26 protein-coding genes and 1 tRNA gene are annotated in these 24,223 nt (G+C 40.8%); 20 read left to right on the forward strand and 7 right to left on the reverse strand.

All coding sequences use genetic code 11. The features are described from left to right. Window positions 1-60 precede the first annotated feature (60 nt). Window positions 61-1,065: a YeiH family protein gene (locus JUE95_RS04890; RefSeq protein WP_203649623.1), complete on the reverse strand. Its 1,005-nt coding sequence runs from the start codon at window positions 1,063-1,065 to the stop codon at window positions 61-63. Between the two features lie 115 nt (window positions 1,066-1,180). Between JUE95_RS04890 and JUE95_RS04895 the strand changes: the two genes are divergently transcribed. From JUE95_RS04895 to JUE95_RS12885, 6 genes are all read left to right on the forward strand, one after another. Beyond that, window positions 1,181-2,002, forward strand: coding sequence for a LysR family transcriptional regulator (locus JUE95_RS04895; protein ID WP_203649625.1), 822 nt, complete (start codon window positions 1,181-1,183; stop codon window positions 2,000-2,002). A 92-nt stretch (window positions 2,003-2,094) separates the two neighbouring features. Next, window positions 2,095-2,631 (forward strand): HdeD family acid-resistance protein, encoded by a 537-nt coding sequence (locus tag JUE95_RS04900; RefSeq protein ID WP_203649627.1) that lies wholly within the window; start codon window positions 2,095-2,097, stop codon window positions 2,629-2,631. A gap of 135 nt (window positions 2,632-2,766) precedes the next feature. Then, window positions 2,767-3,645, forward strand: coding sequence for an RNase adapter RapZ (gene rapZ / locus JUE95_RS04905; RefSeq protein WP_203649629.1), 879 nt, complete (start codon window positions 2,767-2,769; stop codon window positions 3,643-3,645). 2 nt (window positions 3,646-3,647) lie between these two features. Continuing rightward, the gene (gene mgfK, locus JUE95_RS04910; protein WP_203649630.1) at window positions 3,648-4,658 is read left to right on the forward strand and encodes a gluconeogenesis morphogenetic factor MgfK; all 1,011 of its coding nucleotides are present in this window, start codon (window positions 3,648-3,650) and stop codon (window positions 4,656-4,658) included. Between the two features lie 5 nt (window positions 4,659-4,663). Further along, the gene (whiA, locus tag JUE95_RS04915; protein ID WP_203649632.1) at window positions 4,664-5,602 is read left to right on the forward strand and encodes a DNA-binding protein WhiA; all 939 of its coding nucleotides are present in this window, start codon (window positions 4,664-4,666) and stop codon (window positions 5,600-5,602) included. Window positions 5,603-5,666: 64 nt separating this feature from the next. Beyond that, the gene (locus JUE95_RS12885) at window positions 5,667-5,786 is read left to right on the forward strand and encodes a homocysteine S-methyltransferase family protein (protein WP_203649634.1); all 120 of its coding nucleotides are present in this window, start codon (window positions 5,667-5,669) and stop codon (window positions 5,784-5,786) included. A 4-nt stretch (window positions 5,787-5,790) separates the two neighbouring features. Here JUE95_RS12885 and JUE95_RS04925 read toward each other — a convergent pair whose 3' ends face one another. Further along, window positions 5,791-6,384: an ATP-dependent Clp protease proteolytic subunit gene (locus JUE95_RS04925; RefSeq protein WP_203649636.1), complete on the reverse strand. Its 594-nt coding sequence runs from the start codon at window positions 6,382-6,384 to the stop codon at window positions 5,791-5,793. 280 nt (window positions 6,385-6,664) lie between these two features. Between JUE95_RS04925 and JUE95_RS04930 the strand changes: the two genes are divergently transcribed. Continuing rightward, a complete protein-coding gene (locus tag JUE95_RS04930; protein WP_203649638.1) occupies window positions 6,665-7,381 on the forward strand; it encodes a sulfite exporter TauE/SafE family protein in 717 nt (238 codons plus the stop codon). Window positions 7,382-7,781: 400 nt separating this feature from the next. On the opposite strand, the gene JUE95_RS04935 is transcribed toward JUE95_RS04930, so the two are convergent. Both JUE95_RS04935 and JUE95_RS04940 read right to left on the reverse strand, forming a co-directional pair. Beyond that, window positions 7,782-8,954, reverse strand: a complete 1,173-nt coding sequence (locus JUE95_RS04935; protein WP_203649639.1) for a site-specific integrase — start codon at window positions 8,952-8,954, stop codon at window positions 7,782-7,784. A 75-nt stretch (window positions 8,955-9,029) separates the two neighbouring features. Continuing rightward, window positions 9,030-9,536: a helix-turn-helix domain-containing protein gene (locus JUE95_RS04940; protein ID WP_203649641.1), complete on the reverse strand. Its 507-nt coding sequence runs from the start codon at window positions 9,534-9,536 to the stop codon at window positions 9,030-9,032. Window positions 9,537-9,704: 168 nt separating this feature from the next. Between JUE95_RS04940 and JUE95_RS04945 the strand changes: the two genes are divergently transcribed. The 10 genes from JUE95_RS04945 (at window position 9,705) to JUE95_RS04990 (ending at window position 17,472) form a co-directional block, all read left to right on the forward strand. After that, window positions 9,705-9,878: a helix-turn-helix domain-containing protein gene (locus tag JUE95_RS04945; protein WP_235995210.1), complete on the forward strand. Its 174-nt coding sequence runs from the start codon at window positions 9,705-9,707 to the stop codon at window positions 9,876-9,878. A 20-nt stretch (window positions 9,879-9,898) separates the two neighbouring features. After that, the gene (locus JUE95_RS04950) at window positions 9,899-10,177 is read left to right on the forward strand and encodes a helix-turn-helix domain-containing protein (RefSeq protein ID WP_203649645.1); all 279 of its coding nucleotides are present in this window, start codon (window positions 9,899-9,901) and stop codon (window positions 10,175-10,177) included. Between the two features lie 265 nt (window positions 10,178-10,442). After that, a complete protein-coding gene (locus JUE95_RS04955; protein ID WP_203649647.1) occupies window positions 10,443-10,790 on the forward strand; it encodes a hypothetical protein in 348 nt (115 codons plus the stop codon). A gap of 5 nt (window positions 10,791-10,795) precedes the next feature. Then, window positions 10,796-13,432: a DNA primase family protein gene (locus tag JUE95_RS04960; protein ID WP_203649649.1), complete on the forward strand. Its 2,637-nt coding sequence runs from the start codon at window positions 10,796-10,798 to the stop codon at window positions 13,430-13,432. Window positions 13,433-13,793: 361 nt separating this feature from the next. Further along, window positions 13,794-14,027, forward strand: coding sequence for a hypothetical protein (locus JUE95_RS04965; RefSeq protein WP_203649651.1), 234 nt, complete (start codon window positions 13,794-13,796; stop codon window positions 14,025-14,027). Window positions 14,028-14,084: 57 nt separating this feature from the next. Further along, entirely contained in the window at window positions 14,085-14,507 is a 423-nt protein-coding gene (locus JUE95_RS04970) for a hypothetical protein (protein WP_203649652.1), read from the forward strand. Window positions 14,508-14,703: 196 nt separating this feature from the next. Continuing rightward, window positions 14,704-14,970: a hypothetical protein gene (locus JUE95_RS04975; protein ID WP_203649653.1), complete on the forward strand. Its 267-nt coding sequence runs from the start codon at window positions 14,704-14,706 to the stop codon at window positions 14,968-14,970. 307 nt (window positions 14,971-15,277) lie between these two features. Further along, a complete protein-coding gene (locus tag JUE95_RS04980) occupies window positions 15,278-16,216 on the forward strand; it encodes a phage major capsid protein (protein ID WP_203649654.1) in 939 nt (312 codons plus the stop codon). Between the two features lie 12 nt (window positions 16,217-16,228). After that, the gene (locus tag JUE95_RS04985) at window positions 16,229-16,675 is read left to right on the forward strand and encodes a hypothetical protein (RefSeq protein ID WP_203649655.1); all 447 of its coding nucleotides are present in this window, start codon (window positions 16,229-16,231) and stop codon (window positions 16,673-16,675) included. A gap of 89 nt (window positions 16,676-16,764) precedes the next feature. Then, window positions 16,765-17,472: a hypothetical protein gene (locus JUE95_RS04990; protein ID WP_203649656.1), complete on the forward strand. Its 708-nt coding sequence runs from the start codon at window positions 16,765-16,767 to the stop codon at window positions 17,470-17,472. 381 nt (window positions 17,473-17,853) lie between these two features. On the opposite strand, the gene JUE95_RS04995 is transcribed toward JUE95_RS04990, so the two are convergent. From JUE95_RS04995 to JUE95_RS05000, 3 genes are all read right to left on the reverse strand, one after another. Beyond that, on the reverse strand, window positions 17,854-18,756 hold the full coding sequence (locus JUE95_RS04995; RefSeq protein ID WP_203649657.1) for a hypothetical protein: 903 nt from the start codon (window positions 18,754-18,756) through the stop codon (window positions 17,854-17,856). A 467-nt stretch (window positions 18,757-19,223) separates the two neighbouring features. Next, window positions 19,224-19,523, reverse strand: coding sequence for a LasU family protein (locus tag JUE95_RS12890; RefSeq protein ID WP_373305665.1), 300 nt, complete (start codon window positions 19,521-19,523; stop codon window positions 19,224-19,226). Between the two features lie 926 nt (window positions 19,524-20,449). Next, a tRNA-Arg gene (locus JUE95_RS05000) sits at window positions 20,450-20,521 on the reverse strand. 252 nt (window positions 20,522-20,773) lie between these two features. On the opposite strand from JUE95_RS05000, the gene JUE95_RS05005 reads away from it, so the two are divergent. The 3 genes from JUE95_RS05005 to JUE95_RS05015 all read left to right on the forward strand — a co-directional run bounded on the left by JUE95_RS05005 (window position 20,774) and on the right by JUE95_RS05015 (window position 24,201). Continuing rightward, entirely contained in the window at window positions 20,774-21,799 is a 1,026-nt protein-coding gene (locus JUE95_RS05005) for a sugar-binding transcriptional regulator (RefSeq protein WP_203649658.1), read from the forward strand. A gap of 69 nt (window positions 21,800-21,868) precedes the next feature. Next, window positions 21,869-22,879, forward strand: coding sequence for a type I glyceraldehyde-3-phosphate dehydrogenase (gene gap / locus JUE95_RS05010; RefSeq protein WP_203649659.1), 1,011 nt, complete (start codon window positions 21,869-21,871; stop codon window positions 22,877-22,879). Between the two features lie 119 nt (window positions 22,880-22,998). Next, window positions 22,999-24,201: a phosphoglycerate kinase gene (locus tag JUE95_RS05015; protein WP_203649661.1), complete on the forward strand. Its 1,203-nt coding sequence runs from the start codon at window positions 22,999-23,001 to the stop codon at window positions 24,199-24,201. The last annotated feature ends 22 nt before the right edge of the window (window positions 24,202-24,223 follow it).

Below are 24,223 nucleotides of genomic sequence, written 5' to 3' on the forward strand. Positions count from 1 at the left end.
CAATTAAAAACCGTTCCAGAATGATGAGATTCTGGAACGGTTTTTGTCGTTAAATGCAAATTAAAGTAAGACTGAAATTAAAATCAAAGCGCTAGCAACTTGGATGAGCAACAGACCACCGCCGTAAAGTGCCAGTTTTTTGCCAGCTTTAATGAACGCTGCGAAGTTTAATCGAAGGCCAATTGCTGCAAGGGCCGTGACTTCGCACCAGCCCGATAATCCGTGGGCCAGTCCGGAAATTGCCGGATTAAAATGGAACCATGAGTTAAGTGCGCAAAGTACCACGAACCCGATGACATACCAGGGCAGCGCGCGGCGCCAGCTACTTTGGATCGTGGATTCAACCCCTTGGGTGGCTTGATGATGCTGATGAATTTGGCTAAAAAGCAGGACGACCACTACCAGCATAATGATCCGTAAGATTTTAAACAGTGTCGCGTAGGTCGTAGTGGGTTCATTGACCATGGTCGCACTAGCAATCACTTGACCTACGGATTGAACTGTACCACCAATCAAAGCACCACGTAGAAAGTTATTGTGGTGAAAGGCTAATAAACTAATCACGGGCAGGGTGAGCATCAAAATGGTGCCCATAAGGTTGACCAGCGTGACGGCCAGCCGTTTTTCTTCGTCTTTAGCTTCGATGGCAGGCGTGATAGCAGCAATGGCTGAAGAACCGCAGACGGCGTTGCCACCAGCCATTAACAGCGTCATTCCTTCAGAAAAGTGCAGCATCTTTCCCAATAATAGGGCACCGCAAATGGTAATGGTCATCTGCAGTAAGATGAACGCTACACCGGTTAAATGCAGCTCACGGATGGTTTGAAAGGTGATGGTAGCGCCCAGTAAAAGGACCGAGTATTCCAGCAGCCGCTTTTCAGACCAAGCAGTTCCGCTGGCCCACATAGGTTGATGGATGATGGTATTTCCTAGCAAGATGCCAATTAGCAAGGCGACCGTTGGTGCACCAATGCCCTTGATTAAAAATGAATTGATCAGCTGACTAATAATTGCAATGATAAAACTAAGAATGAGTCCTGGTAAAACGGCACGTTCTGGTTTCATAAACAATGTTCCTCCCTCTTTTGTACTTGTTGAAGTATACAGAAATTGCTATCATTAATGAAATATCAAATTGTAATGGTTTCTATTAAGAATACTAATTAAAGGAGGTACGGTGGTGGATAAGCTTTTAAAAACCTTTATGGCAGTTTATGAGACCCGGAATTTTTCGCTAGCAGCTAAGCAGTTATTTATTTCTCAGCCCAGTGTTTCCGTGCAGATCAACCAGTTGGAAAAAGAACTGGGTGTGAGTTTATTCGATCGCAGCGGACATCGACAAGTGCAGCCCACACCAGCCGCCGTTAAGCTTTATGGCACTGCAGAACAGCTGCTGCAAACCTGGGAAAAAGGGGTTGCACAGTTGAAACAATCCGCCGAACGGCCGCAAATTAAAGCTGTTTTAGGTTTCTCGCAAACGACTTCGGTGGAATTACTACCGAAAATTATTCAACCGTTATTGAGGGATACTCGGTTTCAATTTGAAATTAAAACGATGAATTCGGAAAATATTTTGCAAGCCGTGGTTGACCGGCGGGTGGCGTATGGCATCATTGAAAAGCCGATCGTTGCCGATTATGTTCAGCAAACGGAACTCCCTGGTGATCAGCTGGTGCTGGCAGGGAAAGCAGATGAAAGGCTCTGGCTGTTAAGAGAACCCGGTTCAGGAGTACGACATTACACTGACGCGTATTTGCATGAGCAGGGAATCGTACCGCAGCGAACCCTCGTGGTGGACAGTAACCAAAGTATTATTGGTTTATTGACTCAGGGTATCGGCAAAACGCTGATGTCAGCAGGCGTTTTACCTGATCAAGTCACCCGCCAGCCTTTAGGGGAGCAGTATCGTCGCCACTTTTATCTGGTTGGACTGGACCAGCAGCCAAATGTTCAACTGGCGGCTTTGAGGGGAGTACTTAGCCAAGTTATGCTGAATCAATAACTGGATTTTACGGACATAAGTTGCCCTTAATCCTCACAATCGCTATGATATAACTTATAACAACTAGTTTATACAGAGTAGGAGTGAGGGATATGTTTAGTTTGCGACCTCGTTGGGGGTTTGATTGGCACGAATTGATTACGGGGGTTTTAAGCCTCGTTGCGGCTTATGCGGTCATCTGTATGCCAAGGGTTAGTCTGACGGCATTGGCATTGATTTTTGGCTTTCTAGCTATACTCAGTGGTTTAACCACGTTATCTGGCCTCGATAAATTACGGGATTTTGTTGGTAACTGGGCTAACGCTGCACTGGTATTTGCCGTAATTGATTTGCTGATTGGCCTTTTCTTTATCATTAAGCCCAGCAGCGGCATTGTGGTTCTAGGCTATGTGGTAGCCTTCTGGTTCATCATCGATTCAGTTGAGCGGCTAATGGTTGTCGGCCACTTACGCGATTTTGGGACGGGTTATTTTGTGACGTCAATCGTTTTGGATGTTTTATCACTGCTGTTAGGCATTTTGCTGCTGATTAACCCAGTAATTGCCATGATGTCAGTTACTTGGCTGATTGGGTTCTACCTGATTATTTTTGGCATTAACGCCATTGTTTTAGCCTTTGCAAGACGGTAAATAGGTTTAAAAGACTGCCAGTGAGCATTAAACACTTGGCAGTTATTTTTTTTGCAAAACACCCGGTTGAAATTAGTAATGACACACCTGGTGTGTTAGAATGTTTAAATGATTGATTTGATTGGAGATAGAACTATGAACAATGATGTGCAACTGGTCATTATTTCTGGAATGAGCGGTGCTGGTAAAACAGTTGCCATGCAGGCCTTTGAAGATCTAGGGTATTTTTGTATCGACAATATGCCGCCGTCGTTAATGAATAAGTTCTGGGAGCTGGTTCGAGAAACTGGCAAAATCAAAAAAGTAGCCGTCGTCATTGATTTACGTGCAAAAGCGTTTTACGACGAAATTGTGCAGATGACGGATGATATATCAAACCTGAATCGGTCAGATGCCGCCCAAATCGTCTTTTTGGACGCGGACGATGAGACGCTGGTTTCCCGCTATAAAGAAACTAGACGCTCACACCCGCTGGCTCGTAATGGCCGTGTGGTGGATGGCATTAAAGAGGAACGTAAACTGCTGGCGCCGCTTAAGCAGGCTGCTCAATTAGTCATTAACACGACTCAGTTATCACCACGAAAATTACGTGAAGAAATTTTTCACAATTTCGAAGCTGGGGATATTGAAAAATTCCACGTTGAGTTAATGTCATTTGGCTTTAAGTATGGTCTGCCAATCGATGCTGATATCGTGATGGATGTTCGGTTCTTACCTAATCCGTACTATCGATCAGAGCTAAAGAATCTCACTGGTTTGGATCAGCCGGTTTACGATTACGTCATGAAACAGTCTGAAACCGAGGCCTTTTACAAGCAGTTTTTAGGTTTATTGGAGTCCATTATGCCCGGTTATAAACGGGAAGGTAAAAATAATTTAACCATTGCTATTGGCTGTACGGGTGGACAGCACCGGTCAGTGGCACTAACTGAGCGGTTGGGTAATGCACTGGGCGAAAATTATCCGGTGCACATTACTCACCGTGACATTTCAAAGCGAAAGGAATCAAATTAACTATGATGGAAGAACGACATCGACCTAAGATCGTTGTGATTGGCGGGGGAACAGGCCTGCCAGTTATTCTTCGAAATCTTAAGGAGCAAGATGTAGACATCACTGCCGTGGTTACCGTGGCAGACGATGGTGGCTCATCTGGAATTATTCGGAACTACGTAAACGTCGTGCCGCCTGGTGATATTCGAAACGTTGTGGTTTCATTGTCACAGCTATCACCGTTGGTTCTGCAGCTGTTTCAGTACCGTTTTGACAGCAAGGATCAATTCTTTGCTGGCCACGCCCTGGGGAACTTGGTGATTGCAGCCTTATCCGAAATGAAGCACGGCATCTTTGATGCAGTTCAGGAACTCTGCGACATCATGCAGGTTGATGGTCACATCTATCCGGCTGCTAATGAGCCGCTGGAGCTTAACGCAGAATTCTCGGATGGCACCACAATGACTGGGGAGTCTGAAATCACGGCTGCTCATAAGCTGATTAAGCACGTGTGGGTCACCTCCAGCACGCATAAGGACGTTGCACCGCAAGCGGTTGATGAAGTGATCGATGCAATTATGGATGCTGACCAGATTGTTTTGGGACCTGGTAGTCTATTTACCAGTATTTTGCCTAACTTAATGATTGGCAACGTCGGCGATGCGCTAAGAAAAACGCAGGCGGAAGTCGTTTATATCTGTAATATCATGACTCAAAAGGGTGAAACGGAAAAGTTCACCGATGCTGATCACGTTCGGGTGCTGAACCAGCATTTAAAACAAAACGTGATCAACACTGTTTTAGTGAACACTCAAAAAGTACCAGATGAATATATTGATTACCAGCGCTGGAACGAAATGTCACGTCAGGTGGTTCATGATTTTCATGGCCTACGCGAGCAAGGCTGCCGAGTGATTTCTGCTGATTTCTTGGAATTACGGGACAATGGTGCCTTTCATAACGGCGAACTGGTGGTTAACGAACTCATGAACCTGTTGGGGCAGGTTACGTCGAGGTTTGCCGAGGGGAGGTAGTGCCAATGTCATTTGCCAGTGAAGTTAAAAAAGAACTGACAACTCTTGAAGTTCACCGTGATAACGCCAAGGCTGAATTAATTGCGCTGATCCGGATGAACGGCTCTATTGCAATTTCTAATCACCATTTTGTGCTGAATATTCAAACGGAGAATCCCGCGATTTCACGTCGTATTTATCAGCTTTTGAAGCAGTTTTACGATGTGGAAAGTGAATTAATGGTTCGCCGGAAGATGAAATTAAAGAAAAATAATCTATATATTGTTCGGGTGAATGAAGGAACTGAAAAAGTCCTCGCTGACCTGGGGATTTTTAAGGATGGTCAGCTTACCGAGAAGGTTTCTCCGGAACTGCTGAAAAACGACGGGCAGGTGCGTTCGTATTTACGGGGAGCCTTCTTAGCTGGCGGGTCTGTTAATAATCCGGAAACGTCACGCTATCATTTGGAAATTTACTCCGTATACGAAGACCATAATCAGATGATTGCTGAAATGATCAATCGGTATGATTTAAATGCGCGGACAACTGCCCGCCGTGGCGGTTTCATCACCTACCTCAAAGAGGGGGAGCGAATCGCTGATTTTCTCTCGCTAATTGGGGCTTCCAGCGCCATGCTGAAGTTTGAGGATGTCCGGATCATGCGCGATATGCGTAATTCGGTCAACCGCTTAGTAAACTGTGAGAATGCCAACATGGATAAGGTAGCTAATGCTTCCAGTAAACAGATTGAAAACATTGAGTTTATTCAGTCAACGGTTGGGTTGGACCAGTTACCGCCAAAATTACGTGAAGTTGCTGAAATTCGCTTAGCTAATCGCGAAGTGAGTCTGAAGGAACTTGGCGCAATGCTGCCGAGCGGATCAATTTCGAAGTCCGGTATCAACCACCGGTTACGTAAGATCAGCGATTATGCTGATAGTCTGCGAACAGCCAAGGTTGTTTAATCCCAAAAATAAAACTAGCGCTTCAGAAAATCGATATTGATTTTCTGAAGCGCTGGTTTTATTTTTGAGTACAAGAATTGGCGGCTGTTGCCGCACTACACCGGCGGATATTCAGCAGATTACACTGCAATGTTCGGTCACAAAAAAGACGAGCTCATTGAGCCCGCCCTTTGTTACGCGTTGAAAAATTATTTACGATCTTTTGTGCTGGTCATAATTGAATCAATCAAGCCGTAATCAACAGCTTCTTGGGCTGTCAAATAATTATCACGTTCAGTATCGGAATTGACCCGGTCAATTGGCTGACCTGAGTTTTCTGATAAGATTTCGTTGATCATCTTACGAGCTTTTAGAATTTCTTCAGCCGCAATTTCAATCTCAGTTTGTTGCCCTTGAGCACCACCTGATGGTTGGTGAATCAAGACTTGTGAGTGTGGTAATGCGAAACGCTTGCCCTTGGTACCAGAAGATGCCAGAACACTAGCCATTGAAGCAGCCATACCAGTAACGATGGTCTGGACGTCAGACTGGATAAAGTTCATGGTATCGTAAATGGCCATACCAGAAGTGATTACACCACCTGGTGAGTTGATGTAAAGGTAAATATCTTTTGTTGAATCTTGTGCATCCAGGAACAAAAGCTGAGCGATGATAGCGTTAGCCATATCGTCTTCAATCGGACCGGAAAGCATGATGATTCTATCCTTTAATAGGCGAGAGTAAATATCATAAGCACGTTCGCCGCGGGAAGATTGTTCAATAACCGTTGGGACTAAGTTCATAGCTTTACAGCCTCCTTATGATCTGTAGTTTATTAGTCGTTTTGACTAACTGATTTGTAGTTTAACCTAAAGGTCAAAAAAGGTCAAACAAAATCACTCGATGGTAAAAATCATCTTGTTAGCCTTTATGCCCAAGGTTTAGGATAACATATTTTGCGTGGTGATACCCCCCGAATACCCTTATTCATTATGTTTTCAATTGGATAAAGCTAGTATTGACACCAGTTTAATCGGTTATCATACTAGATACTAAAATCTGCTGTTTTACAGGGGGAAGTTTATGACGTGGATACTGGTCTTTTTTCCGGCTTTACTGGCTGGATTGATTCAAGGCTTGACTGGTTTTGGTGCCGTCATTATTATGATGATCTTTTTCCCATCGATTTTACCAATGGCGCAGGCCGCTGGAATCGGCGGGATAATAATGCTGCTGAGTGAAATATCGCTGGTAATTCATTACCGTCAGGCCATCAAATTCAAACGGGTGCTACCTGCATTTATTGTCTATGCTGCAGTGGCAACTTGGTCCGTTCATCTGGGGCTCATATTGAATACCCATATTTTACGCATTATGTTAGGCGCGTTATTAATTGCATTATGTATTTATTTCTTGAGTTCAAAGAGCGCGGGGAGTCGTCATTATCCTTGGTACGTGGCACTTTTCTTTATGATGATTTCCGGCTTCTTTAACGGTTTATTTGGTATTGGCGGTCCTTTAATGGCGCTTTATTTTCTGTCATTATCTAAGTCAATGCCCGAATACATCGGGAACGTTCAAATCTTTTTCCTGATTGATGGCTTCTATATCACTAGTGTTAGAATTGCTAGCGGTATTCTTGGCACTCAAATCATACCGTACGTTCTGGTTGGGATGGTGGCCGCAATTATTGGAACCATCATTGCGGCCCGCTTATCAGCAAGGTGGGATTTAGCTACGGTTAAACCATGGATCTACCGGTTCATTGGGTTAGCTGGTTTATACTATTTGATATTTTAACGGGTGATAAAAAACAGGGTACCGTTTTTAGGTATCCTGTTTATCATTATTATTGAGCCAACGTCTCTAATAGCTGTATGTTCTCCATGACCGAAAAAATAATTTAGAATTGTCGATGGTTAAGGAGAAGGAAGGGGCTAGGCGGTGACAAATTCACTTCCTGCTACACACTAAGGAAATAACTGCAGTTTTGTGATTAAAATAATACACAAAAAAATCACCGATAATGCTGGTAATTATCAGCATTGTCGGTGACCTTTTTTATGAATAAGGAATCTCTTATGCGCCCGGAGGGAATCTAATTTATCTCGTATAAACGTTGATATAGAGCGGTTCTACCTATTGCTTACAGAAATTTACAGAGCTTTTTTCTGCAAAACAAGTAAATTTTAGTTCCAAATTACAACCCCACAAAGTCAGCAAATTGTTTGGCGGTATCTTTTTTCATTTGTTCGTCAAGGTGGGTGTAAGTATTCAAAACTGTATCTAAATCACTATCACCTAATTGTAACTGGACTTGTTTTAGAGTGGCACCACTTTCACTTAAAACCGTAGCGAGCGTGTGGCGTAATCCATGAGGTGTAATAGGCTTCAACCTCACATCATTTTTCTGAGTGTGATTTTTGTTGTATCGGTCTATAATATTGCTGAGCCACTTATTCGGTTTCATTGGACTTAACAAAGTATTTTTGGTACTTGGGAAAAGCAATTGATTTGGTTTGTCTTTGATATTAAAGCCTAAAATAAACATCTCTTGACGTTCAGCCAACAACCACTGATTCAAAATGCGTACTGTCTTCTTATCGAGGTAGAGGGTACGGTTCCCGTTAGTGGTTTTTGTTTTGCCCACCGTGTATTTGTGGTCAACAGTAAGGGTTACAGTCTTATTGATCTGAATAGAACCGGTCTTAGAATCGTAATCATTTATCTCTAAGGCCAACAACTCGCCTTTACGGGCACCAGTGACAGCCATCAGACGCAAAAAAGTGTACATTTTAGCGTTGTTGGTACAATGCTGGTCTAATTCATCAAGAAATATCCGTAATTGCTCACGCGTCCAAAAATTATCATTTTGTTGACGTACATTTTTGGGATAAGTGACAAATTCCATTGGATTCTTTTGAATGAAATCCAACTTCATAGCATACTTGAACACCATGCCTACATAATTGCCAACTTTACGCACATCTTTAATAGTTTCAGACAGCTTGGTAACAAAGCCTTGGCAGTAAACCACGTTTATATCAGCTATCTTACGATGGCCGAAATAGTCAATCGCATGATGTTTGAAAATTCCTTTAACACGGGATAGGGTGCTTTCAGTAACGGTAGTCGCATAAACGGGCAGCCAAAGGTTGTATACATCTTCAAAAGTGATTTCACTATTGGAGTGAGCCATTGAATGCTGAAATTCATATTTTAAACGATCTAACACAATGTGTGCCTCTCTTTTGGTTTTGAAGCCAGAGCGGGACACACTTTTTCTTTTACCAGTAATTTGGTTCGTACCTAAATAAGCTTGGAACTTGTAATAGGTTTTGCCTTTTTTTGAATAAGAAACAATTTCCGTCATTTTGATTACCTCTCTTTATCGCCGGTACTTGATGAGGGCAAGGCATAAATTGAGGTATGTATTTAGATTGACGGGTTAATTATTTTGATCATCTCGAATTTGATTTATTTGTTCGAGTAGTTGTTTAAACTGGTCAACCAATTCAGACTGATTGACACTTTTGCCATCTTCTAAATGGTCGAAGTCGGTTAAAGCGTCTAGTTTAGTAATGATATTACTTAGTAATTCACTGGCTTTCGCGAATGAGCCGAGGCTTTGCAATGTATACAGAAATGAATCTAAATTAAGCCGTTCTCTTTCATCAAGATTACGAGGATCCTTAATTACTTTCATAATATGTTTAGTAATCTCTAATGCCACATCGCTAATTGGTGTTGGTTCGTCTGATATTCCCTGTAAGTAAGGTACGGACACACCAAAAAAATCAGCTAATAATTTCCAAGTATCCACTGGTAGTTTTGGATAGCCTTCTCGAGAATCTCTTTCCCAGTTGCTGAGATTTTGGTTAGACGTGCCGATTACGGCAGCAACAGCCCGTAACGAAGCACCGTTTTGTTCACGAACTTTTTTCAAACGATTCATGGAAATCACCTCTTTAATTTTTATTATAAATGAAAAATAAATATTTGGCAAAATAATTTGGCGAATATGGTTGACTTGCAAAAATAATTTGGCTAAAATGTATTTGTAGCAAAAATATTTTGGCAATATAGTTTGGAGATGATAAAAATGCCAGTGGTATCAGATGTGATGATAAATGCAATTAGACGCAAACGTGGGGAATTAAATCTCAACGTTGAACAATTATCGAAGGAAACAGGCGTAAGTAGATGGACATTGGATGACTTACTCAAAGATAAGAGGTCGAAAGTTCAGAATCGAACCATGCACCGTTTAAATGATTGGCTCTACAAACAGGTTTGAATATGGAGAGGTGAAAAGATATGGCAACAGTAAACATGGAGCTACCTGAGGATTTCACTCGTGGACTTACGGAGACTATTAAACAATCCGCTCTGGAAGCTTTTGGCGAAGTAAAAGAACGAGCAACAACGTATCCCGAATACATGACGATTAATCAGGCTTGTGAATATCTCAATGTATCGCGGAGTACATTGAACTCGAAATTTATCCCCGCTGGGTTACACATCGTACAGATTGAAACGTTGATGCGAGTCAGCAAGACCGAATGCAATCGCTTTATGGCAGAAAATCAAATTTGATTTGAATAAGCCGGTACCAATGATGAGGGCAAGGCGATTGAGGGTTACATTTTTGAAAGGGTGTACACGATGGACATTTTTGATTTATTACTACTCGGTTGTTTGGCAAGTCTCACCTTGGGCATGTTTGTGGGTTCGTTACTGCACCTTCAAATCACGATCAAGCGAGGCAAATGATATGAATAAATTTAGACACAAAAAAAGTTCGCACACCGGCAAGTGAAGGCGAACTTGATTAGCCACTTTATAGAAAGAGGTCTTACTAATGACATTTTACCAAAAAATAACCGATTACGGAAGTATCGGAGCAGAGTTGTATCACAACATTGCCATGCTTCAAGCCGCAGCGTTAAGTATTGAAGATTTGCACGGCGCGGTTACTCAATTAAAAGATAATCGGAATCCAGAGAGTGAAAGTCGAGTGGTCAACGCTGCTGGCCATTCTGTTCTCGCTATTGCTGAATGTTTAGATCAAGTCATAGCAAACTTGATTGGTTTAAATGCACAGGCGGAAAAGCTCGACAAGATTCACTTATATGATTCAGATAACAAAACATACAAATTAAAGGAAGCCAATAATTCCACGAGTGAACAAACTGATGGAGAGGGCTGATTTAATTGATTTATACGCATACTGGAAAAAGAGGGAATGAGTTAGTTCCCCAGAACAATAAAGAACCTGATTTTGAATTTTTGATTCAGTACCAACCCCAGCGGTGTTTGAGCGACAAAGCTAGTGAATTAAGTGACTTCAAAGATTCCAACGCAAGTTATTTTATTGCTGGAACTCTGAAAAAGTTGAAACGAAATAATGACAACTTGGTTACCCGTTCATTAGTTCCAATCGACTATGAGAACACAGGTCTGAGTTACGATCAGTTGGTTAAAAAAGTAGAAACAGCACTTGCTGGTTATCGTTATCTGATTTATCCAACAATTAATGATGGTGTAAAAGATGCTGAGCGGGGTGCACGAGCCAGAGTAATTGTCGATTTATCAGGTGAAATTCACGAACGTGATTATAAGCCCGTGAAAAAAGCTATTACGGATTTAATCGGGATTCCCGTTACTGATAGTACTAACGACACGTGGTCACAACAATATGGTTTCCCAGTTAAAACCAAGGTCAATAAACAGCATAAAATCATCCACCACAACACTGGTTCGCGGTTTGATGTTAGTCCTTATCTAGCTGTAAGCAACGATGTTCAAAACCATTTGAACGAATACATTGTTGGTGCGTCAGAGTTAGATGAATTAGAAAATCATCGTGCCCAGTTGGATGTTAAAAGCGCTCTTAGATTGATTGAAAGTTACGCTCAAACCCATGTTGATTTTTTACAAGATGAACCTAACTTCACTAAAGTGTTGTTGTTCCTGATTGCTAGCTATCAGGCGAATGAGATTACTTTTCCTGTTGTCGAAAGTGCAATGGACTTACTTGCAGTCGGGGCACCTGACACTGGTACTAAAAGACAGTGGAGCGAAGACAACCGGCGGAAGTTACAAGCTCATTTAGGGCGTAAATACACTAATCCGTGCTCGTTTTTGGACTTCTTTAAGGGAACATACAGTGACATAGCTGTAATAGAACCTGGTGCAGTTTCAAAAGCATGGGTGGTTAATCAGTTACTGGTTGAAAAAACAGCCTTGTTGAAAAGAATAAATGAAGTTCTAGATCAAGAGGGACGTCACAGAGAAGTTATCAAATTGCAACCTTACCAAGTTGCTCAGTTGTTGGCTCGATATTTACCAATGGCTATCGTAGAACGCTCAGAACACCCGGCCATTTATGTATACAACTTTAAAGCCGGTATTTATAGTTCGAGCGGATATGAACTTAACCAGTGGATAAGGTTGCTAGAACCTCGTTTAAAGATGGTTGATTATCGTGAAGTCAATTTTCAGTTAGGCAGTCTATTACCACTATTTGAACCATCAAATAATGAAAATCTGATTATTTGCAATAACGGCATTTTTAATCTGAATGACAATAAACTCCACCCATTTAGCCCTTCATATTTTTTAACGACAAAGATTGCAACTAATTATGTTGAAGATGTACCTGAACCTAACATTAACGGTTGGAAGCCATCACAATGGATCAGTGATTTGGCTGATGGTGATAAAGAAGTTGGAAAATTATTGTGGCAAGTGATAGCAGCCGCTGTTAATGGCAACCACAGCCGCGGTAAAGCGGTATTCCTTGTGGGAAATCAGGAAGCTAAATTAGCTAACGGGTCAAATGGTAAGGGAACTTTTCAGGAATTGCTACGGGCTATCGTTGGCAAAGACAATACCACAAATATACGGGTGAATGAGTTTCAAGAAAGATTTGCTACATCACGTTTGGTTGGTAAATCTCTTGTTATTGGCGATGACGTTTCTCCGGGCACATACATTAGCGATTCGGGGAACTTCAATTCAGCAGTTACTGGTGATTGGTTGCCGGTGGAAGCAAAGGGCAAGGATGCCCATGAGTATTTATTTTCAGGACTAATTTTACAGTCGATGAACTCACTTCCTAACTTCCGAAACTCGACTCTCGGAACGTACCGCCGAATTGTGATTGTACCTTTTAATGCTCAGTTTCAAGGTGAGGGTGAAAACCAAGCCATCAAAAATGACTACATTCATCGCAAAGAAGTGCGGGAATATTTTGTATCACGGGCTGTCCAAATCAAGTTTGATAAATATGATATTCCGGCTGCTTCTAAGCAAATGATGGAAGATTACCAGCTTGAAAACGACACAGTCAAAACGTTCCTGTATGACTTTTTGATTGAATCGCCACAGGCAAGGCTTGCTACGTCAACACTCTACAAATACTACACCACGTGGTGCCAGCTAAACGGATATAGCAAACCGGTTGCACAACCGACACTAACTAAAGAAATCAAGCAGATTTTGAACACCCATGCCGGTGAGGTAACAAAGATTTCAGTTCAACAATGGAACGAGATCGCAAAGACAGATGATGCTGAATCATTAATTGCAAAATATACCCCATTAGACCGAATACAGTTTCAATTTAAGATGACGCGGTTTAAGCCTCAATATTCTCTTTGGACTGATATATCGCATGTAATGCAATATGATGTTGAATCGGTTGAACGGGGGCGCGGCTTTACCTTCCCACTTAGAGAGAAGATTATTGATGCTCACCTAGTTAGTAGGAATCTCTCCAATGATGGTGAACTCAAGCACACCCAAGAATTAAAATTACAGCGAATGATACAAGAATTTGTCGAGTAGTGTTCACACGTGAGAACCCTAGTGTGAACAAAAGAAAATCCCTCTATGACGGGGATAAACAAATATTTATTACAAAATGAGTGTTCACAAGGGGGAAGCATAGCGATGACAGAGTAAAACCATTGGTGCGACTGGGATAGAGATACCCTTGTTCACACTGTTTCACTAAATACTAACTCTTTATATATTTTAATTTTGAATAGTCATATATATACAATGACTTGGTAACTACCGATGACAGTGTGAACAAGCGCTTGGAATCCCTTACCAATATTGGCTTTTAGCCTGTCACGCCTATGTGTGAACAAAACAACATTTGTCACACCCACGTGTGAACAAAAAAAGAAAGATGTTGATAATAATGCCAAAATTTAAACCTGTCGAAACAGTGAGAGTGGACGGTACTCTATATAGCACCGATGGTAAAACTACCGTTTTTATAGATGAAACACCCGTACCGATCTTTATTGATAGTATCTGCGTTGATGAGACGTATACCCTTGTTCAGATAAAAGGTATTTCAGTAGAAGGTGGTAAGCCCTACACAATGATATTGAATACCGCTACAAACTTAACAACATTCGATGATGAATAAGCTTAGTTTCAGTGTTTCATAACAATAAAACTATTTGTTTGAAGGTGGTGCTACCGATTGGACGGCAGACAATATCTTGTTGAATACCAAAAGATTTTGAAGCGGCTTGAATATTTTAACGATCAACTAACCGAAATCAGATCAAGGACAGACCTACATTCTGCTGCGCTCACTGGTTTACCAACCGGTAAGGGCAGTGATACCACCGAAATAGTAACTGCAACAATGGTGAAATCTGAGGTTGTCGAAACCACTTTAAAGAAGTTGGTTGCTAAATCAAAAGAGCTGTTGGTAGAAATCTATTCAAGGTTTGCTGTGATGGACAACCCGAAAGAAATAGAAGCATTGCAACTGATTTATCTGGACGGTTTAACGATGGAACAAGCAGCAGAGCAAATGAACTTTAGTATCAGGCAATTTTCTCGATTCAAGCAATCAGGACTAAAACATTTCGATGATCTGGAAAATTTGACCAATTGATTTACGCCTTTGAAATTTCAAATCCCCCCACCCCAAAATAATTTTTCGAGGGCACGGGAAGGATAGGTTAGCATGGGGTCATTCACGCAGTTCTGAGAGATTTTCAAAGCGTAGAGGGTGCATTTGTGAGGAACACTTAAACACGCTTACAGGCTGATTATTTGACGGTTACGGGCAACGAAAGGGGGTGGAACCTATGAGAAACGAAGGCATGAAAATTAGTGACAAACGCAGTCAACTTACCGATTATGAGGCTCGGGTTATGGATTTTGTTAAAGCCTTTCATGATGGCAAAAAGCTGAATCCGGAACAGTTAAGAACTAAGGCGGAAATTGACCGAAACAACCAAAAATCTCAGCTTATGACTGAGATTCGCAAGGGTTTGGGACATGATCAGCGTTCGAATCATCAACGGTTGGTAGCTGAAACCCAAAAGATGATTCAACAAGCTCTTTCTCGGTAATGTGTCAATTTAAAGCAGTGGTGGGAGTGGTGGTTGAAATGGTGGTGAAATATTTTGTTTAGACACAACGGATTGCACGGGTTCAAAATTCGTACCCATGACCAATTGATTCATCAAATCGAAAGAAGCGGAGTTCAACATACCACGGTAGCCATTGCCATGCGTGAGGCACGGCGAAAGGCTATCCAACGATCAATTAAACTTGCAACAACGAAGACAAAATAAAAGCGCTACTCGTTTGGCAGAACGAATAACGCTGGTAAAAAAGATTAAATAAAATATATAACCTATAAGGAGTTTAACAATCATGACAGAAATTTTAAAGGGTGTCATTACAGAAACACGTAACGTGCAAAGCAACACTGGTTTGGTTAATACCAGACTTTACAAGGAATTAATCAGCACCACACAAGCCCAAAACTCATTGCGGAAGCTTGGCACAGTTATCACGAGTGCAGACGATCAGTTATTACTTGCGATTAACCAATTATCAGATGCAACTACGTTTGTTGGCAATAACAGTAGTCAGCCAATGGAAGTGAACAGTTTTGGTGGCAAGGCGGTTAAATCAAGTCAGGTTCAAATTCGAGTTTATCAGCCATTTTATCGCAAGATGCTTATTAATTGGGGTGATAAAGGACTTTCGGACATGGTTGTAAGTTCCCTTACAAATAAAATCGTAAAGGCGGAAATTGATTACATGTTGAATGGTGTAGTTGATGAATCAAACAAGAGCCTTTTGGTGTTTGATGATGCTAACCAAGTTACGAGCAATCCAAACTCACTATTCAATTCGGCATTTGATTTCAAACCAACAGGAACGGACAACAATGCTAAAATGTTAGGACTACTTTCAGCTCCCAATACGGACGTACTTAATCGGGCAACCTTTATTATTAACAAGGCGGCATTGCAACTTGCTTCCACATTGAAATTCGATAGTGGCGAACCAATGTTAAAGGCCGTGCCAACCTCAAACTTATCCGGCGCTCAGTATCAAATTGCCGGTTATCCGGCCTTGGTTCAAAGTGGTATGAAGACTGCAGCAGACGATAAAGCATTATTCTATTTTGGTAATTTCAAAGCTTTCTATATTCAAGATGATCCAAGTTTAATCAGTTCTGAAATTCTGACCGAGGCTAGCGGACTTACACGTAACGAGATGGCTTTAAGCGTTGAGGAATTTACAGATGGCCGTTTGGTTCAATCCGATAATGACCCGCAAGTGTTCAAAATGGAAGTCTAAGAGGTGATTGTTATGGGGGTTAAAGAGTGGTTTAAATCGTTTCAACGATCAGCTGGAGACAAACAACAAGGTGATGAGACTGTAGTTGCACCACCTAAGCCAAAACCAAAAAAGTATGTTCCACCAACTAAGGCGGAACAACGGGCATTAATGACGATGAATGAAAGGGAAGCAAAAGAATTCGTTTTAAGACGGATACCTGAATATGTTCTACTCGATTCCTCATCAACTCGCTTGAATTGGTGGCGTAAATCGGGCAATGGAATATGGGGAAACCGGCCAAATTTAAAATATCAGTATGATTATATTACTCTGGATGATTTATTTAACGATTATCCCAATTTTGAATTGTATGGTTCTCTTTCATTCTTAGGGGGTTACAAAGTAGGCGACAACCGTTTGAAAGGTAAAGCTTGGAAAGCTTGGCGTGATAAGTGGGAAAAGAAGCTGGTAGAATAGCCAAAATGCACATCTAAATTAACATAAAAAGCCCTAGTAGAAATACTAGGGTTTTGTTATGCTTCAATATAGAAGGTTGAGTGATCAAATTGTTTATTTTAATCAAAATGTACAAATTTATTGAATTACACTGGAAGTATGGAGTTGGTATTCTGATAGCAGTATCCGCACCACTAGCATTACAACATTTTATGACTCATGGGATTTGGAAGATCACTCTAGGGGGTAGTAATAATGGTTGGTTAGGATTCTGGGGTGGATACTTAGGCGCAATTATCAGTGTATTGGGTGTTTATTATCAAGTTTCCAAGGAATTAAAAGCTAATAAAAGCCAATTTGAAATTTCTAAGTATCCTAAAATTAGGATAGTTTTGGGCACAATTCAATTAAATAATATTAACCCAAAAATTATTCAACAGTACCCAAGCGAGAGTGATCATGACCGAATTAATAGATATAGATCTTTTACTAGAATATGGAGAGAAGATAGCCAAAGAATCGCTGGCATAAGTTTTGCCAATGTTTCTCAAAATAGGTTTTATGATGCAATTGTACTTGTAGAATATAGTCCTAAAGAAATATTGGAAAATGATTTCAGATTCCATGGAAGAATGAGGATTCGTAGAAGTGATAGATTTGCAATCCCAGAGATGGGTGAAAGTTCAAAAGAGGTAACAATCCTCTTTGTTCCATACCTTTTTAACGCTTACTTTGATAATTCGGTTAAAAAGGTCAAACGGTTAAAGAAATTAAAAGAATTACGATTTACGGTCAGACAGAAACCGGTAGGATTATAAAGTTAAAGTTTAATAATATTCGCCCGTATAACTATATTTCTCGTGAAATTGAAACTGGTGAGGCTGTAGAGAATGAATATAATAAATTGAAGAGTGAAGATATTTTTCCACTAATAAAATTTAAAAAAAGTTACGGTGAAAAGTGGGATGCTATAAGAAATCTAAGAGATCAACTTAACGTATGGATTCGTAAAAGAAGAAAAAGAGATACTTTACTGAAGCACTCAGGTAGTCAATCAAGAGAGCGGTGATTAAGCTCCAAAATCGAAAAGAAATAAAATTTAAAAAACTACATCCAGATAGTTGTAAATAACAGTAAAAGTACTAACGGTACTCAATAGATTAGTTTGAGCGCATTACTGTATATAATTATCAGAATTATCAATCATCGTTATTAATTTGTTTAGTTATATACCAATTATGTTTGCTCTGAGAGTATTTAAAGTCAGTTTCATCTCCGGTTTTAGGATTGAAATATTGCCATGTATCAGTCATTTTGACGGTCTGACTGTATTTCAAAAGAACAGAATTAGTGTCGTTAGGGTTTACAGATGACCACACGTTTTTACCGCTTACAGAGGTATTGTATTGAGTGATATCTTCCTCACCCACTTCTGGGTCAGCACCGGTAAAATAAGTTTTACCATTGTAATCCACTTGAACCATTGTCCATGGTGTGTCAGTTCCATCAAGTCCAGTATATTTAAATACTTTTTTAAGTGTCATTTGGACACCCATATTAGAAAAATTATATGAAAAGTTCTGGTTGCTGTAGTCTTGAGGACTGTCAGCAATACCCATATTATAATTAGTTGTTGAAAAAACGGGTTTATTGATAGATTCTTTCAGAGTTTTAGCAGCATGAGGGAACTTCAAATTTGAATTTACATGTTTATAATACTGATCTGTTTGCATATCATTACTTGAGTGAACCCCCACATAGAAATAGATATTTGGACGGTGAAGTCCGTTAGTCTTGGCGTTGTCAATGAGAACTTCAACCCCTTGCATGTTAGAGGGCTGTAAATAATAGTCATTGGAATATCCTCTATACTTATAAGCAGTCACATGGTGGTAACGACCACGTGTTGACCATTTCCAAGAATGTTTAGTAATGTGCATGGTTTCACCAAACCCAGAATCAGAAAAATATTGATGCCAAGTGCCCTGTAGTGATTTTGGAACCGATTTTAAACGGACAGATTTAGCTTGTGCATCGGTTGAAAATGATATGAATAAAATAGCCGTAACAATTGCAAATAGTAATCTTGAAATGTGTTTCAATTTTCTCTCTCCTTAAAAATTTAATAATTGCAATAAAAAATGGCCATTAGTCGAATGACTAAATGACCATACGATTATATTATTCTTCACAAGCAGATAATACAACAGATATATTTGTGATTTAATACGATGATAATATAAAATTATTAATCCATTTGAAAGGTGAAGTGTATATTGTATCGATGATACGAAAAAAATTAAACAGGGAAACACAACATGTGAAAGATAGGGATGATGGCGATAACAAGTCTAATTGGTATAATTGGAATTAGAGGAGTCGCCAGTGTGAATAGGACGACAGTTTAAGCTTTAACTGGTTTCCATAAGATTTCGTTCTACTTCACTTGGACGCTTGTATACCATTGCCGTAGTGTTTCTGTTGATATGTTATTAAGAATCAAAGAAAAGCCGCAAACGATGTATTCACGGCTCTTCCTGTTTGTTTTGTATTTATTTGTCTTTGCGAATCAATTATGCGCCATAAAATAGATTGATATTAGTAGAGTGAGCACTAACACTGTTAATAGATAACTAAACAACAGTTTGCTACCGATAGACATTTCACTAAATTTTTTATTTGGCTCTCCATGAAATGTAAACGATAGCCCGTAGACAAATAAAGCTATAAAAGAATATCCTATAAGTCCCACAGCACTGAAACCTAGTAGATTAACTCGTAGATCGGAAGTAAACCAGTCAGTAAACCAACTTGCGAACACTATTGCTATCAAAATGAATGTTGGGGTTGCTACTAATATATTTTTCATTGTAGGCACCTCTAACTTAGCCTTTATCTTGAGGTTTCTTGTTCAGCTTATTAAGTCGATGTTTTGTAGCACTCGAAACGGTATACACAAGTACGAAAGTTACGATACTGATTGAAACTTCCGTAAATAAACCAGTAAGAAATGCGTGGTCTCAATCAACTTCATACGTAGTATATAGCTATTAGACATAGTAGACATAGTAAACCAGCAAGTAGAGCCGTTAAAACGTGCTTAAATTGATTAACAGGGAAAATAGCAATAATGGCAGTTGTCGCTCTGTCGCTTAGCTATCCGATTCTTTGTTGTACTCCATAATGGACTTGATAACTACTGAGTAATTAACAAGACAGTTTCAAAAAAGCACATGATTTGATTTTGCCTAATTATTTGCGATAGGGAAGATGACCCCAAAAAGTCAAACTATTGATATAATAACAGTAGCTAATCATGAAACTCGGGAATCATGATCAAGCTCCTTGAAGTTAACCTCTTTTACGACAAAAGTCCAGCTATTCTAAGATAGTTGGGCTTTTTGAGTGCTGTCAAACGCGATTTGAAGCATGGTTCATGGATTAGAGGGGCAGTTGTTCGCTGGTGTGATTGTATCGTTGCGTATTTAAGAAGAGATTGATGGGTTAAGCTAGTCAGTGTAGTTGTACCGTACCATAACCGATACATTTAGGCGTACATATAATAGGAAAAGAAAAGGCTTTCATAAGTTAAATAGGGCAACAAAAAAGAGCGATGGTAGAAACACCATCACTCTAGTATGTACTTGCCCTCATCACTCGCGATAACAATTCCATTTCTTACAGAGTTTTTACAGAAAAAGGATTGAATTTACAGAAGATTACGCAATCCCTTAAAAAAGGAATGCTGTTATATCAACGCTTTAGGGACTGTACATTAACGAAATAACTCTCTTATGCGCCCGGGGGGAATCGAACCCTCATTTCAAGAACCGGAATCTTACGTGCGATCCATTACACTACGGGCGCAGGTTAACTGCTTTTCAACACTAGAATACTATACCTGAAATTGAATATAAATACAAGGGTAAATCTCTTAAATGGGTTGAGTGATTGACAGCAGATTGTTTGTACGGTTAGTTTGCATTTGGATAGGCCGCCTGCTATAATCTTGGTTGTGGGTAGCAATAAGCACCCATTAATTTTTGACCTCTATGGGTCACATTACGTCACTATGGGACATAACCTGTCCCATGATGATGGAGAGAGTTGGTTAAGACTATGGATCTCGAGTGGAGATGGGTGAACGCGGTTGTACCGAAGATGACCCAGAAGCTGCTCAGACGGTATTCATTGCTGTCAACGATTAGGCAGATGCAACCAGTTGGCCGTCGTTCATTAGCCGACAAGATGGCGTTAACCGAGCGGACGGTTAGAACTGACTTGGATAGCTTGGTCGATACCGGTCTAGTTTCGATGCAGACCAACGGTGTTTGGCTGACTGACGATGGTCAAAAAGCAATTCTTAACTTGCAGCCGTTAGTAGCTGATCTGACAGGTCTTCGTAAGAAGGAAACCATGCTTAAAGAGCGTCTTGGATTACAGAACTGTTTGATTGTTTCTGGTGATTCAGATAGTCGCCCAGACGTTAAACAAGCAATGGGTAAAGCTGCTAATGACTTGCTGCAGCAACAGTTACCAACTGGCGAAAGCATTATTGCTGTCATGGGTGGTACGACAATGGCTGCGGTTGCTAGCACGCTGTCTTCTGCGATGGGTGATGGTCGGCAGTTAACCTTTGTTCCAGCCCGGGGCGGCATGGGTGAATCACCCAAGATTCAAGCAAATACGGTCTGTGCACGAATGGCTGAAGCAACTGATGGCCGTTTTCAAGCCTTGTACTTGCCTGAATTGAGCTCAGAAGCAGCGTCAAGTTCACTACGTCATGAACCTGCAATTGCGCAGACCCTTGATTTGATCGATCACGCTAACGTGGCGATTCATTGTGTGGGTGACGCGATGGCAATGGCGAAAAGGCGTCAAATGTCCAACGAGGTAACAGCAACGTTAATTAAGCGACACGCAGTAGGAGAGGCATTTGGTGATTTCTTTGATCAGGATGGTCAAATTGTTTACCGAGTACCTAAACTAGGCTTGTCAATTTCTGATTTAGACCGAATGGATCTAGTCGTTGCCGTTGCTGGTGGCCACAGTAAGGCTGCCGCCGTTGAGGCATATTTCAAAATTCCTCCGACCAAAACATTTTTAGTTACGGACGAAGGATTAGCTGACATGATTTTAAAGTAGTGATACTATGTATTAGTGTCGCTGTTTAAAATAATTATTTTTTACTTCCTAAAGGAGGAAAACACAGTTATGACTGTAAAAATTGGTATTAACGGTTTTGGCCGTATTGGACGTTTAGCATTCAAGCGGATCCACGAACTTCATTCTAACGACATCGAAGTGGCAGCAATCAATGATTTGACTACCCCTTCAATGTTAGCTTACTTATTAAAGTATGATTCAACACATGGTCGTTTCCCTGGCGAAGTTTCAGCAACTGATAAAGGTATCGTTGTTGATGGCAAGGAAATCCCTGTATATGCAGAACCAAAGGCTCAAAACATTCCTTGGGTTAAGAACGACGGTGTTGACTTTGTTCTCGAATGTACTGGTTTTTACACTTCAGAAGAAAAGTCACAAGCTCACTTGGATGCCGGCGCAAAGCGGGTCCTCATTTCAGCTCCTGCTGGTGCCGTTCGTACTGTTGTTCCAGGTGTTAACTTGGATACTTTACAAGCTGACGACAAGATCGTTTCAGCTGGTTCATGCACAACCAACTGTTTAGCACCATTAGCATACTTCATGAATGAAGAATTTGGTATCAAGGCTGGTACTATGACTACTATCCACGCCTTCACATCAACTCAACAAATTCTTGATGGCCCTCGCGGCAAGAAGATGCGTAACAACCGTACTGCAAGCATTAACACTATTCCTCACTCAACTGGTGCAGCTAAAGCTATTGGCTTAGTTATCCCAGAATTGAATGGTAAGTTACAAGGTCATGCACAACGTGTTGCTGTTGTTGATGGTTCATTGACTGAATTAGTTGCTGTTCTTGACAAGAAGGTTACAGCTGACGAAATCAACGCTGCAATCAAGAAGCACACAGTTAACAACGATGCTTTCGGTTACAACGATGATGAAATTGTTTCAACTGATATCATTGACGACCCTCATGGCTCAGTATTTGACCCAACTCAAACTGAAGTTACGACTGCCGGTGATACTCAAATCGTTAAGACTGTTGCTTGGTACGACAACGAATGGGGCTTCACTTGCAACATGGTTCGTACATTATTGCACTTTGCTTCACTTTAATATTTAATTCGTAAAAAACTAAAAGGCGGAGGAGGGAGACTTTCTCCGCTTTTTACAACAATTGACTTGTACCAGAGGTCACAATGATCAACTTGATATAAATCAGGAGGACTTTTAAATTGGCTAAATTAACAGTTTCAGATTTAGATGTAAAGGGTAAAAAAGTCTTAATGCGTGTGGACTTCAACGTGCCCATTAAGAACGGTGTGATTGGTAACGATAACCGGATCGTTGCTGCATTACCAACCATCAAATACGTGATTGAACACGGCGGCAAAGCCATCTTGCTTTCTCACTTAGGCCGGATCAAGTCAGAAGACGACAAGCCGGGCTTATCAATGCGTCCAGTTGCAGAACGTCTTTCAAACTTATTGAACAAGCCCGTTACCTTTGTTCCTGCTACTGAAGGTGCACAGCTTGAAGATGCCATCAACAAGATGAACGATGGCGACGTCTTAGTGATGGAAAACACCCGTTATGAAGACGTTAAGAACGGTGAACAAGTTAAGCGCGAATCCAAGAACGATCCAGCTTTAGGCAAGTACTGGGCCTCACTCGGTGATCTTTTCATCAACGATGCTTTCGGTACTGCTCACCGTCAACATGCTTCTAACGTTGGGATTGCTTCCAACATGCCACAAACCGCTGCTGGTTTCTTAATGGAAAAGGAAATTAAGTTTATCGGTGGCGCGGTTTCAAATCCAGCTCATCCATTCGTTGCCATCTTAGGTGGTGCCAAGGTTTCTGATAAGATCGGTGTTATTGACAACTTATTAGACAAAGCCGACAAAGTCATTATCGGTGGTGGTATGACTTACACCTTCTATGCTGCTAAAGGCATGAAGATTGGTAACTCATTAGTTGAAAAGGACAAGATCGATTTAGCTAAAGAAATCATGGACAAGGCTGGCGACAAGTTAGTATTGCCCGTTGATTCCGTTGTTGCTGAAAAGTTCGATAACGACGCTGCCCACAAGACTGTCGAAGGCGACATTCCTGATGGCTACATGGCTTTGGATATCGGTCCTAAGTCAGTTGCCCAATTTGAAGACGTTTTGAAGTCAGCTAAGTTAGTTGTTTGGAACGGCCCAATGGGTGTGTTCGAAATGAGCAACTACGCTGAAGGAACGCTTGAAATCGGTAAGTACTTAGGTACTTTGACTGATGCTACAACCATTGTTGGTGGTGGTGACTCAACTGCTGCTGTTCAACAACTTGGTGTTGGCGACAAGTTAACTCACATTTCTACCGGTGGCGGTGCTTCATTGGAATACCTTGAAGGTAAGACTTTACCTGGTATTGCTGCTATCAGCGAAAAGTAAATTGGTTAAAGAAGCTGGGATG

The sequence above is a fragment of the Secundilactobacillus yichangensis genome, from assembly GCF_016861565.1.
In the GTDB taxonomy this organism is placed as follows: domain Bacteria; phylum Bacillota; class Bacilli; order Lactobacillales; family Lactobacillaceae; genus Secundilactobacillus; species Secundilactobacillus yichangensis.